This is a genomic window from Pontibacter oryzae (genome assembly GCF_003576375.1).
GTDB lineage: Bacteria > Bacteroidota > Bacteroidia > Cytophagales > Hymenobacteraceae > Pontibacter > Pontibacter oryzae.
This window is the reverse complement of the sequence record NZ_QWGE01000002.1, coordinates 38,862-51,614: the sequence shown is the minus strand read 5'-3', so window position 1 is coordinate 51,614 and position 12,753 is coordinate 38,862. Positions and strand designations below refer to the sequence as shown.

Annotated in this window: 11 protein-coding genes; 7 read left to right on the top strand and 4 right to left on the bottom strand. The window is 48.4% G+C overall.

Features of this window, described 5'->3' with window-relative positions; all coding sequences use genetic code 11:
- The first annotated feature begins 29 nt into the window (after positions 1-29).
- On the top strand, positions 30-500 hold the full coding sequence (locus D1627_RS05095) for a DUF4126 family protein (protein WP_119431171.1): 471 nt from the start codon (positions 30-32) through the stop codon (positions 498-500).
- 158 nt (positions 501-658) lie between these two features.
- Positions 659-1,825: a sigma-54-dependent transcriptional regulator gene (locus tag D1627_RS05090; protein ID WP_119431170.1), complete on the top strand. Its 1,167-nt coding sequence runs from the start codon at positions 659-661 to the stop codon at positions 1,823-1,825.
- A 103-nt stretch (positions 1,826-1,928) separates the two neighbouring features.
- On the opposite strand, the gene D1627_RS05085 is transcribed toward D1627_RS05090, so the two are convergent.
- Together D1627_RS05085 and D1627_RS05080 are read right to left on the bottom strand one after the other, a co-directional pair.
- Positions 1,929-2,846 carry a zinc-dependent peptidase gene (locus D1627_RS05085; RefSeq protein ID WP_119431169.1) on the bottom strand — a complete coding sequence of 306 codons (918 nt, stop codon included), beginning with the start codon at positions 2,844-2,846 and terminating at the stop codon, positions 1,929-1,931.
- Between the two features lie 33 nt (positions 2,847-2,879).
- Positions 2,880-3,875: a long-chain-fatty-acid--protein ligase gene (locus D1627_RS05080; RefSeq protein WP_119431168.1), complete on the bottom strand. Its 996-nt coding sequence runs from the start codon at positions 3,873-3,875 to the stop codon at positions 2,880-2,882.
- Positions 3,876-3,944: 69 nt separating this feature from the next.
- Between D1627_RS05080 and D1627_RS05075 the strand changes: the two genes are divergently transcribed.
- Positions 3,945-4,496 carry a hypothetical protein gene (locus tag D1627_RS05075; protein WP_119431167.1) on the top strand — a complete coding sequence of 184 codons (552 nt, stop codon included), beginning with the start codon at positions 3,945-3,947 and terminating at the stop codon, positions 4,494-4,496.
- Positions 4,497-4,580: 84 nt separating this feature from the next.
- Here the strand turns inward: D1627_RS05075 and D1627_RS05070 are convergent, their stop codons facing one another.
- Complete coding sequence (locus tag D1627_RS05070) at positions 4,581-6,989, bottom strand: alpha-ketoacid dehydrogenase subunit alpha/beta (RefSeq protein WP_119431166.1); 2,409 nt, start codon at positions 6,987-6,989, stop codon at positions 4,581-4,583.
- 195 nt (positions 6,990-7,184) lie between these two features.
- Between D1627_RS05070 and D1627_RS05065 the strand changes: the two genes are divergently transcribed.
- The 3 genes from D1627_RS05065 (at position 7,185) to D1627_RS05055 (ending at position 11,394) form a co-directional block, all read left to right on the top strand.
- Positions 7,185-7,970: a DUF1573 domain-containing protein gene (locus D1627_RS05065; RefSeq protein WP_119431165.1), complete on the top strand. Its 786-nt coding sequence runs from the start codon at positions 7,185-7,187 to the stop codon at positions 7,968-7,970.
- 239 nt (positions 7,971-8,209) lie between these two features.
- Positions 8,210-9,322, top strand: a complete 1,113-nt coding sequence (gene ald, locus D1627_RS05060) for an alanine dehydrogenase (RefSeq protein WP_119431164.1) — start codon at positions 8,210-8,212, stop codon at positions 9,320-9,322.
- Between the two features lie 170 nt (positions 9,323-9,492).
- Positions 9,493-11,394 (top strand): LTA synthase family protein, encoded by a 1,902-nt coding sequence (locus D1627_RS05055; protein ID WP_147383214.1) that lies wholly within the window; start codon positions 9,493-9,495, stop codon positions 11,392-11,394.
- A gap of 49 nt (positions 11,395-11,443) precedes the next feature.
- On the opposite strand, the gene D1627_RS05050 is transcribed toward D1627_RS05055, so the two are convergent.
- Complete coding sequence (locus D1627_RS05050) at positions 11,444-11,887, bottom strand: type I restriction enzyme HsdR N-terminal domain-containing protein (protein WP_119431162.1); 444 nt, start codon at positions 11,885-11,887, stop codon at positions 11,444-11,446.
- 89 nt (positions 11,888-11,976) lie between these two features.
- On the opposite strand from D1627_RS05050, the gene D1627_RS05045 reads away from it, so the two are divergent.
- Positions 11,977-12,750, top strand: a complete 774-nt coding sequence (locus tag D1627_RS05045) for an AMP nucleosidase (RefSeq protein ID WP_119431161.1) — start codon at positions 11,977-11,979, stop codon at positions 12,748-12,750.
- Positions 12,751-12,753 lie beyond the last annotated feature (3 nt).

The following is a 12,753-nucleotide window of genomic DNA, read 5'->3' as shown; positions in this document are numbered from 1 at the left end:
TGGTATAAAAATTTAACAAGATATAACTGATGAAAAAGATACTATACAAAACATTGGCACTTGGCGCACTAGCTGGTTTACGCTCACTTTCGGCGCCTGCCCTGCTTAGCAGAAACCTAAGCAGCCGCAACGAAGGCTTACTACAAAATACACCGCTGCACTTACTAGAAAATAAGACTGTGGCTACAGTGCTATCCGGGCTATCTGCCACCGAGTTGCTTGGAGATAAGTTACCGGGAATCCCTGATAGGATTGAACTGCCTTCGCTTCTTTTTCGGGGGGCATCAGGAGCCCTGGTTGGCGCCGCCATTTACCTATCCGATAGAAAAAACGCCGCTGAGGGAGCTGCTCTTGGCGCATTAGGCGCTGTGGCTGCCACATACGCCAGCTTTTACCTGCGTAAATCTCTTGGTAAGGCTACTGGTATTGCCGACCCTGTGTTTGGTGCGTTGGAAGACGCACTTGTAGTAAGCAGCGGTTTGCAGGTAGCAAAAATGTAAGCTAGGCCCATACTTTAAAGTATAAAGTATGAGTTTTGGAGTTGTGAAGTATAAACTGCCTGGTATACTTTAACCGTTCATACTTTCTGTTTTTTGCTGTATCTTGGCCCGTGCCGCTCAATTAGCTATCAATTAAGACGAAGATTTAAAATAAAACTATGCCCAAAATTCTGATTATAGACGATGAAAGGGCCATCCGAAGCACCCTCAAGGAAATTCTGGAGTTTGAGAATTACACGGTGGATGAGGCTGAGGATGGAGAAAGAGGACTGCAACTACTCGGTAAAACGAAGTATGATGTGGTGCTCTGCGACATAAAAATGCCTGGCATGGATGGCATCGAGGTGCTTGAGAAAGCCATGGAGGACTCGCCAGATTCTCCGTTTATCATGATCTCGGCGCACGGCAACATTGATACAGCCGTGGAAGCCACCAAGAAAGGTGCCTATGATTTTCTGCAGAAGCCACCGGACCTAAACCGTTTGCTGGTTACCGTGCGTAACGCGCTGGATAAATCGAACCTGGTGACGGAGACGAAAATCCTAAAGAAGAAAATATCCAAGACCTACGAGATGGTTGGCTCCTCCCCTGCCCTTAACCGGGTAAAGCAAGCCATCGAGAAAGTTGCCCCAACAGATGCCCGCGTACTGATTACTGGCCCCAACGGTTCTGGTAAAGAGCTGGTGGCACGTGCCATACATGAGCATAGCAACCGGAGTGGTGGCCCATTGGTGGAAGTAAACTGCGCTGCCATCCCCAGTGAGCTGATCGAGAGTGAGCTGTTTGGCCACGAAAAAGGCTCATTTACATCGGCGGTGAAGCAGCGCATCGGTAAGTTTGAGCAGGCCAACGGCGGCACGCTTTTCCTGGACGAGGTGGGCGACATGAGCCTATCGGCGCAGGCCAAAGTTTTGCGCGCTCTGCAAGAACATAAAATTACCCGCGTAGGCGGCGACAAGGATATTCAGGTAGATGTGCGCGTAGTAGCAGCCACTAACAAAAACCTGCTGGAAGAGATCGAGAATAAGAATTTCCGGGAAGACTTGTACCACCGCCTAGGCGTAATCCTGATCCATGTGCCACCGCTTAACGACCGCCGCGAGGACATTCCGGACCTAGTGCAGAAGTTCCTGAACGACATTGCCAACGATTACGGCAACAAACCCAAAACCATTACCAACGGCGCGCTGGAGTTCTTAAAACAGCTTGACTGGCGCGGAAACGTGCGCGAACTCCGAAACGTGGTAGAGCGCCTGGTAATTATGAGCGGAAACGAGATAACCGAGGAAGATGCCAAGGCATTTGCCCGGCCAGTGGTTAGCTAAGACCTGAAGTATACGTTATACTTAAAAGGCCGCTGCAAGTATGCAGTGGCCTTTTTCATACTATGCATTAGCCAAATTCATAGTTCTGCACGCCTTGGTAAGCTTATTTATTTCGCTTTAATCTGCAGCACTGCTTATACTTTTTACCGCTTCCGCAAGGGCATGGCTCATTCCGTCCTAGGCGTTTGCCATAAGGGTTTAGCAGCTTTTTAAAGTTAATACGGAAGCGCTTTTTGGGGTTTTGGTCGAATACACGCGTGAGCAAGGCATAAAGTTTTGGGTGCTTCTCGGCTAGCTGGTCAGGCTTTTCAAAAAAGTACTCTGTAACTACTGCAAAAAATTCTGCCTCGCTGGTAGCGCCGTAGCTATCTATATCTGACGTGCCTTTCTCAATTTTCTTGATCTCGCGGTACATCAGCTCACGCCAGGGCTCAACCAGTTCATCCGGCAAGTATGTTTCCGGTGTTCCGTCGATCTCTCCGTCTGCCTGGTCCAGCATGTGTGCAAACTCATGAATGCCTACGTTTTTACGGTCAGCCATGTCATTGAAGCCCCGCTCCAGCGCTGGTTTAGATAGCGTGACATAATGGTCGTTCTGGAATGGGTTCACGCGCCCGAGCACCTCACTCACCGCCTGGTTATCCTTGTTTTTATACTTCTTGATGCTCCCCGGAAACACAAGTACCTCGCCCAAATTATGATACTCCCAATCGCGGAAGCCGAAGATAGGAATGATGGCGCTGGAGGCAACCAGAATTTTTGTAAGGTCATCCACCTCCACATCTATGCCGGTAATTCGTTTTTCAGAAAGGAAAAGCTGCAGCATTTTCTCAAAGCGCCGCTTCTCCTCTTCAGACTGCAACGTGTGGTAAAAACCAACCCGATCTTCCAGAATTTTACGCCATTCAACCGGAAAATCCTTTTTTATAATTTGCTTGCGGGCCCTTGTCTTACGGGTGGCCCATCTATAAAAAAACAGGCAGATGCCTGCTACAAAAACTGCAAAAGCTATGTATCCCATGGGCACTCAAACGTACAAATGCCAGGAAAGATGCTACCCAACAAGCAAATTGCAACCCCTGATATCAGAATTATCAAAGCGGCCCAGAACCTCAAAACTACCATCAGGGTGTTTGCGGCCAATGTCCTTCGTTTCGATGAAGGCGCAGGAATGTACATTGGCAAGATCGATGACGTTTATGCCGCCGCTGCGCAAATCATCGCGCACATCAAAAGGGTCGTTCAGGTCGCGGAGCAGAATTTTCATAGTATAGCCTGGCCAGAAGATGCCTTCGCCCTGCGAATAGCCTTGCGAGAGCAGCTCCGTCATGCCATACTCTGAGTGGATAGAGGCAACGCCTAAGCCACTGGTTAGCAGGGCGTGCAATTCCTCCCGGATCATCTCACGGCGCCTGCCTTTCATGCCGCCCGTTTCCATCACAGTTACTCCTGCAAAATCCAGTTTGCCTTGTACTTTATCCGCCAGGTCCAGCAGGGCATATGAAACGCCCAAAAGCAGCACCTTCTTTCCACGGCCTTTAGCAAGCCGAATGGTTTCCAGCAATTTATCAAGATTTTGCAGGTAAAAACCCTCCTCCTGCTGCCCGCTTTTTTTTATAAAGTCATCGGCCATGGCTACCAGCGACGAGCCCCCTTGTTCTAAGTAGGATGGTAGCAGCGCAAGTATCACGTAATCCTGCAGGGAACCATAAAAGTGCTCGAAAATTCTTTCGGACACTTCGTGGTAAAGATTCAAATCCACTACAAAGTGCTGGCTGCGCGCTTGCTGTGTAGTGCCGCTGCTATAAAATATTGCTTCTGGCTCAAAGGCTCCTGTTACGACCTGCTGTTCTTTAAAGAATTCGATCGGCAGAAAAGGGATCTTAGCGAGCGTATCAACTTTATTCGGCTTAACTTTCAGGTAATCCAGGTACTGGCGGTACACATTATTATGCTGAGCCTGAAAACGGAACAATGCCAAAGCCGTAGAATTAAAGTCAAAGGGCTCTTGTTGCCGCAGTAGGCTGATATGGTGCTTTTTGAAATCCATTGAATACAACAAATGCTATATTTCCTGCGTTTGATTTAGTAAATTTAGCTTCATTTTCTGACACTCCACATGAAATACATGCTAAAGTATGGCACCATGCTACTGGTGCTGGCTCTTATTGCTTCCGGTTGCCGCGAGGAACCGAACTATAGCGAAATACCCCATATCGAGTTTGACAGGGTAGAGCAGTATACATATACTAATAATAAAATCATCTCAGACACCTTAATCATCGCCATTGATTTTCAGGATGGTGATGGTAACTTGGGTTTAAACCGCGTTGGGCTAGATGGTACGCAATCCGGACCCGATTTTGAGCCACCCTTCAATTCAGGCTCCCTGTATTTTAATAACTTTTTCGCCAAGCTTCAGATTAAGCGCGGCAACACCTACGTGGACAGCTTTGTTAATTTCGATGGTCGTTTTCCGAGGCTTTCAAGTAGTGATAGCCCGGAAACGCTTGAAGGCGAGATTCGCTATACCATCGACAGTTTTTCATCAGACGCTTTCCCACCCGGCGATACCGTTCGCTTCGAGATATTTATATATGACCGCGACTTGAACAAGAGCAATGTCGTTTACACCGATGACGTTGTTATATACCAGGGTCAAGGGCGTTAGGGTTTAAATTCGCTTTAGATATAAGTATAAAAAGAGAAGCCCCGGCAAGCAACTTGCCGGGGCTTCTCTTTTTATAGTCTGGTTTTAGTAGATCTTCGGATAAGCCTCTGGGTCTGCTTCGTGCATGATCTCATACACAGACTCAAACACGTCTTCAGGGTTAGGCTTAGAGAAATAATCTCCGTCTGAAGAGTATGCTGGCCTATGCGCCTGCGCCGACAGGCACTGCGGTTTAGAATCCAGCCACCTCCAGGCTCCCTGCTCATCCACAACCTGCTGCATCATGTAAGCAGAGGCGCCTCCTGGCACATCTTCGTCGGTGAACAATACACGGTTCGTTTTGCGGATAGAGTCCGTAATTACATGGTCCACGTCGAAAGGCAGTAGCGTTTGCACGTCAATTACTTCTGCAGAGATGCCGAATTCTTCCAGTTGCTTGGAGGCATCCAATACGATGCGGCACATAGAGCCATACGTCACGATGGTTATATCCGTACCTTGGCGAAGAATTTCCGGTTTGCCAAGTGGCACCGTAAACTCACCGATGTTGTTCGGGATGCGTTCTTTCAGGCGGTAACCGTTCAGGCACTCGATCACAATTGCAGGCTCATCAGCTTTTAAAAGTGTGTTATAGAAACCTGCAGCTTGGGTCATGTCGCGCGGCACAAGCACGTGCATACCACGTATGCTATTTAGGATCATGCCTATCGGTGAGCCTGAATGCCAAATGCCTTCCAGGCGGTGCCCACGCGTACGCACAATCAGCGGGGCTTTCTGCCCGCCCTTGGTGCGGTACTGCAAACAAGCCACATCGTCAGAAAGAATTTGAATAGCATACAGTAGGTAATCCAGGTACTGAATCTCGGTGATTGGGCGCAGGCCGCGCAATGCAGCACCTATTCCCTGCCCGATGATGGTACACTCACGGATACCTGTATCTGTTACGCGCAGCTCACCGTGCTTTTCCTGCAGACCGGCAAAAGCCTGATTTACGTCACCGATAAAACCAACGTCCTCACCAATGGCAAACACACGCGGATCACGGGCAAGCATGGCATCAAAGCAGGCTTGCAGCACCTCACGGCCATCCACAACCGGTGAGTTGTCGTCAAACTCCGGCTTAACTTCTTCTATTAATTGCACAGCTTGCTCAGACTGGCTGAACAAGTATGAGTTAAAGCGATCTGAGTTTTCGCCCATGGCTTGCTCCAACCAGCCAACCAGCTCGCGCTTTGCCTGGTTGTTCTCGTCGCGCACGTAGCGAAGGGCTTTGCGCACCGCCCTAACTGCATCGCTGCGGATTGGAGTAGCCGTTTTGCGGAGCTCTTCTGTTATAGTGGCTACTTCGGTTATATGCTCGCTGGCCGTTGCCAGGTTGTCTAAAAGGTGCAACGCCTCCTCATGATCGGCTTTAATGGCTTCAGAAAAAGCGCTCCAAGCATTTGTTCTTGCTACTTTTACGGCTTCCTTAGCATCTGCTTCGATCTGATCCAGTTGCTCTGCGCTGGCAACATCGTTGTGAAGCATCCATTCGCGCATTTTCAGAAGGCAGTCGTGGTCGGCTTCCCAATCCAGGCGCTCTTTTGTTTTATAGCGCTCATGCGAGCCTGAAGTGGAGTGGCCTTGTGGCTGTGTAAGTTCCTCCACGTGCACTAGAACCGGAACATGTTGCTCGCGGCACACTCGTACGGCTCGCGCATATGTTTCGCAAAGCGCTGCGTAGTCCCAGCCTTTTACTTTAAAAATCTCATAACCTTGCTCGCCTGGGCTGTTGCGCTGAAAACCGGCCAAGATTTCTGAAATACTTCCCTTGGTTGTCTGGTATTTAGCTGGTACGGAAATTCCGTATCCATCATCCCAAACCGAAACAAGCATAGGCACCTGTAACACCCCGCCAGCGTTAATGGCTTCGAAGAACATGCCTTCTGAAGTAGAGGCATTGCCGATAGTTCCAAAGGCTACCTCGTCCCCATTTACGGAAAAGCTTTTCAGATTTTGGAGTTCCGGGTTCTCACGGTACAGTTTTGAGGCATAAGCAAGCCCTACTAATCGTGGCATTTGTGCAGCCGTCGGAGAAACATCAGAGCTGGAGTTTTTCTGCTCCATCAGGTTTCTCCAGTTGCCTTCATCATCTAGCAAACGTGTGCCAAAGTGCCCGTTCATGGCACGGCCAGCCGTAGATGGCTCTGCATCCACATCGGTGTGGGCATATAATTGTGCAAAGTATTGCTGCAGCGTCAGCTCGCCGATGGCAAACATGAACGTCTGATCCCGGTAGTAGCCCGAACGAAAGTCCCCGTTCCTAAAGAACTTAGCCATAGCCAGTTGTGCCACTTCCTTTCCATCCCCGAAGATACCAAACTTAGCTTTGCCCATGAACACTTCTTTGCGTCCGGCAAGGCTTGCGTGGCGACTTTCCCAGGCAAGGCGGTAATCATTCAGAATTTCTTCAGCAGTTATTTTGTGAGTTGTTGATGCTTCAGCAGTTTGCATGTTGTCTTGTTTAAAACAAAATGAGTTTTTTCTGATCAAAAGTACTGAAGATTCCCCTTATTTCAAATTGAGAGCGCTTTGTTGTAGAGCCTGAAGCGCCAGGGAAACGCTCATGTTAAAAAAGAAAGTTGTACATTTGCTTTGCGCTGGATATAACAAAGCATATTTTGCGCCTTATTTGCTTCTGCTGGTTTTATGATACGTAAGCTATACATCCTTACTTTTTTGTGCCTTATATTTGCAAGCTATGTAGCTAAGGGACAGGGCAAACTCATTCTTGAAAAAGAAACCCACGACTTTGGCACCATAGCAGAAGGCACACTGGCTTCATATGTGTTTCGGGTAAAAAACGTAGGCAAAGACCCCGTGGTTCTTACGGGAGTACAGGCTTCCTGCGGCTGCACTACCCCTACCTGGACCAAAGAGCCGATCTTGCCGGGTAAAATTGGCATGATTAAAGCTGTGTATAATTCAGAAGGCCGGCCGGGCCCGTTTTATAAATCCATTACCGTAACCTCTAATAATTCTGAGGAGCCAACTCATACTTTGTACATTAAAGGTGAGGTGAGCACAAAAGATTTAAAAAGCGGTTACACTGCGGAACAAAAAGCATTATCGCCGCGTTTGGCAGTCGGAAGCACAAGCCATAACTTTGGAAAACTTGAAAAAGGACAAAAAGCGGTGGCTAGCTTTAAAGTAAGAAATACTGGCCGCCAGCCACTTATCATACAAGGTGTGCAAAGCGCCTGTAACTGCGTAACTTACCGCTCGTCGGTGGCAGAAATTAAGGCAGGGCAAGTAGCCACACTGGAACTAACGTACGTTCCGGCAGTGTTAAAGGAACAAACCGAAGTTGTAACGGTTTCATCAAATGATATTGTAATGCCTACCCTAAGGCTCACGCTTAAAGCGGATGTGCAGGAAAACAAGGCATCAAAAAATATGTTAAGGGAAGGCGTAAAGCCGGTACCTTTCAGATAGTTTTTTTCATAGTTTTATTTTGTACTAATGGCAGTGATTCTATCGCTGCCTTTTTTCATTTTATACCTTCTCGCTAGGCGTTTTTTGATCGGCAAGTCCAGTATACGCTACAGGCAGTTTTACAAACTCATACTCAAGCACTTAATTCGCGCTTAGGCATAAGTATTTTATTTCTGCAAACTAATGGTATCTTTGCGCAGCTAAACAAAAAAACTGTTACTTTTTAAACTGATCGCGACATGATAATTGGTGTTCCGAAGGAGATCAAAAATAACGAAAACCGCGTAGGCGCAACCCCTGCCGGTGTGATTGAATTGGTGCGCAATGGCCACACCGTTTACGTTCAGTCTACTGCCGGCGAAGGCAGCGGCTTTATGGACGATGATTATACGGCTGCCGGTGCTACTATCCTGCCAAGCATAGAGGATGTATACGGCATCGCGGAAATGATCATTAAAGTTAAAGAGCCAATTGAGTCTGAATACAGCCTAATTAAGGAAGACCAGTTGCTATTTACATACTTCCACTTTGCATCTTACGAGCCGCTGACTCACGCCATGATTGAGCGCAAGGCGGTTTGCCTTGCTTATGAAACCGTAGAGAAGGCTGACAGATCGTTGCCACTGCTGGTTCCTATGTCTGAGGTTGCCGGCCGCATGTCGGTGCAGGAAGGTGCCAAGTATTTGGAGAAGCCGCTGAAAGGCCGTGGTATTCTGTTGGGTGGCGTGCCAGGCGTTCGCCCTGCCAAGGTTATGATCCTGGGTGGTGGTGTGGTAGGAACCAACGCTGCGAAAATGGCTGCCGGTATGGGTGCAGACGTAACCATACTTGATAACAACTTACAGCGCCTGCGTTACCTGGATGATATCATGCCGGCCAACGTGAATACCTTCATGTCTAACGAGTATAACATCCGTGAGCTACTGCCTACGCACGACTTAATCATCGGCGCGGTGCTTATCCCGGGTGCAAAGGCTCCGCACCTTATCACCAGAGACATGCTGAAGGAAATGCGCCCAGGCACTGTGGTTGTTGACGTTGCCGTAGACCAGGGAGGTTGCATCGAAACATGCAAGCCAACTACGCACGAGGATCCAACTTACGTGATCGATGATGTACTGCATTACTGCGTGGCCAACATGCCAGGTGCCGTGCCTTATACTTCTACGCTTGCCCTTACCAATGCTACCCTGCCATACGCGCTGCAATTGGCTAACAAAGGCTGGAAAAAAGCCTGCGCCGACAATGCAGAGTTGCTGAAAGGCCTGAACGTAGTACAAGGCAAAGTGGTATACGAAGGCGTTGCCCAAGCATTTGGCCTGGAGTTCGTACCGGCTGAGAACGTGCTTTAGTACGCACAAATAGATAGTTGAGGGCGCCTTTTTGACTTTGTCAGGAAGGCGCCCTTATTTTTGCCATACCTTAAACGAACTGCTGCACGCTGACAGGCGTTAGGTTTGCGGCAGTATCTTGGAAGATATAAAAATAAATACAAGGGCTGCAAAACCTGCGGCCATGCGTTTTGCGCTTTTCATTACACGATCATTTCATGTTCGATATTTCCCTTAAACTACTGTTACGACGCTTGGGCATGTTATTTGGCCTGTATATGCTGTTGCGAGTAGTATTTTATCTACTGAATTATAGCACATTTGCCGAAGCTGGCTTCGGAACTACGCTGTTGGCTTTTTTACATGGCCTACGATTTGATGTGGCGGCTATTTTTGCCGTGAACAGCCTGTTTATACTTCTGTCGCTGTTTCCGGTGGGCAATACCTTAAACCCGACTTATCAGCGGGCATTAAAGTGGATTTTCATACTTTCTAACCTACCGTTTATAGCATTAGCGCTGGTTGATGTTGAGTTTTTCAAGTTCATTGGCCGCAGATCCAGCAACGAGATCTTCGCCATCACCGATGATATTATAGAGCAGTTTGGGCAGCTGGTAACCTACTATTGGTACCTTATACTAGGCTTTGCCGTGCTTATCTACGCCCTCGCCAAGGTATATCCTAAAACTGGCCAGCAGGCATCCAAAGCAACACAACCAAACGTATGGCTGCGAGGCGTGCGTCTAATACTGGTCGCCGGATTTATCGTGTTAGGCATTCGGGGTGGCCTGCAACTGAAGCCTTTGCGCCCAAGCCATGCTTTCGTGTTAGAACCTGCCGCTTTAGGGCATCTTACCCTCAATAGCCCTTTTACTTTCATAAAAGGGATAGGACAGACCAAACTGGAGGAAAAGCGCTATTTCACTTCCGATGACGCCTTGCTCAATGCCATGGAGTTTGCGCCAGGTGCCTATGCCGCACAGGATGGTCCGATTAAAAAAGACAATGTGGTTATCTTGATCCTGGAAAGTTTTGCCGCCGAATACGTTGGTGCGCTTAATCACGGACAGGGCTATACGCCTTTTCTGGACTCGCTGGCTACCGAAGGGATACTTTTCAGGAATGCCTTTGCTAACGGCAGAAAATCCATCGAGGCGCTTCCATCCATCCTTGCCGGGGTGCCTTCGCTCATGCTGGAGCCGTTTATCACGTCGCCTTACCAGGCTAACAATGTGTACGGCCTTGGCACCTTGTTGCAGCAGCAAAATTATAAAACTGCAATGTTTCATGGGGCAGCCAATGGCTCTATGGGCTTTAACGATTTTTCGCGCCGTGCAGGTGTGCAGCAGTATTTCGGTATGGATGAGTACCCAGAACAATTACGGAAGAATGACTTTGACGGGCAATGGGGCATTTTTGATGAGCCATACTTGCAGTACGTTTCCAAGCAGCTTACTGAGTTTGAGAAACCCTTCATGGCTACCATCTTCACGCTCAGCTCACACCAACCATATACAATACCTGACAAGTATAAAAATACCTTCCCGAAAGGAGAGCTCGAGATTCATGAATCGATTGGCTACGCCGATTACGCCCTGAAGGAGTTTTTTCAGTCTGCGGCAAAGCAGCCATGGTATCACAACACTTTATTCATCATCACGGCAGACCATACGCAGAAAAGTATAAACCCAGCTTACCAGAACGAGCTAGGGCATTACCGGGTGCCGCTGCTCCTCTTCCACCCTGCCAGGAGGTTGCCGAGAATTAACCCTGATAAAGTAGCGCAGCACGCGGATATCCCGGCCACAGTAGTGGATTACCTGAACCTGCCAACGGATAAGCTTTTACCATTTGGCCACTCACTTTTGGACGATAATTTTGGCGGGCACGCAATATTCTTTAATGGGAATGCCTATGTATTAGTGCAGCCAAATGTGGTTGCAGAGTTAAAGGCAAACGATGCCGTAAGTTTTTATACGTTCTCGGACCTGGCCCCTTCCCCAACTACCGAACCTAAAGCCGCACAAAAGCTAAAAGCCTTACTCCAGTATTTTAATAACGGCATGGTAAACAACAGGCTATACTTTGATTGACTTACCGTTCACGGTTGGAGGATAAGTATATATAAAACCCAAAATATAGCTAATAGAAGGGTGGTATGTCCTGCAGTGGCTTATACGTTCTCGCCTCAAAATCCACTTCCCAGCAGTAGTGCTGCATGCCGTTGGTGATAACCACGTAGCGTGCCTGCACCGTTTGGTTATATATAGAAACCTGCTTCACTACCTGCTGCGTAACAGGCACATGCGCGGCCTTGCACTCGATGAGTAGGTGCGCCTGCCCCTGATTGTTATACACACATAGATCAGTGCGCTTCTGAAGTTTGTTGTAGCTGGTGCCGCGCTCTATGCTGATAAGGCTTTTGGGATAGCCTAGGGCATTTATCAGGTAATGGACAAGATGCTGACGGACCCACTCTTCCGGGGTAAGCACCACGTTTTTGCGCCGAAGTATATCAAAAATCAGATAATTAGCGCCGGATTTTGTAACTTTGTAATCAAATGGCGGAAAGTTTAAGGCATCCATGCCGCAAGTTAGCCATTTTCTGAGGTTCCGCCCCAGTAGCTCCGGCTGCCAAGGCGGTTTTTTTGTATATAATTAATTATATTGAATCCATGAAGACGAAAGAAGAGATAGTTAGCGATTGGCTACCCCGCTACACCGGCGTGCCTCTCGATGAGTTCGGTGAGTATATATTGCTTACCAATTTTATAAATTACGTGAGAATGTTTGCCGATCGTTTTGACGTGGAAATCAGAGGCCTCGACAAACCGATGCAAACTGCCACTGCCAACAACATTACCATCGTGAACTTTGGTATGGGTAGTGCCATGGCCGCAACCGTTATGGATCTGCTTTCTGCCATAAAGCCCAAAGCCGCCCTTTTCCTGGGCAAGTGCGGCGGCCTGAAGAAGAAAACGCAGATCGGTGACCTTATCCTGCCAATCGCTGCCATCCGTGGTGAGGGTACTTCTGATGACTATCTTCCACCTGAAATCCCGGCACTGCCATCGTTCCGTCTGCAACGAGCAGTTTCCTCCATGATCAAGAAACACGAAATGGACTACTGGACCGGCACCGTTTATACTACCAACCGTCGCGTTTGGGAGCACGACGAGGACTTTAAGGAATACCTGCGCCAGATCCGGGCCATGGGCGTGGACATGGAAACGGCCACTATCTTCACCGTAGGCTTCATTAACGAGATTCCTCACGGAGCCCTGCTATTGGTTTCGGACAACCCGATGATCCCGGAAGGCGTGAAAACCTCTGAAAGCGATAAACTGGTTACGTCTAACTATGTCGAGAAGCACCTGAGCATCGGTATCGACTCGCTGCAGGAGCTCATCAACTCCGGCGAATCGGTGAAGCACATGCGCTTTGAGTAAGTA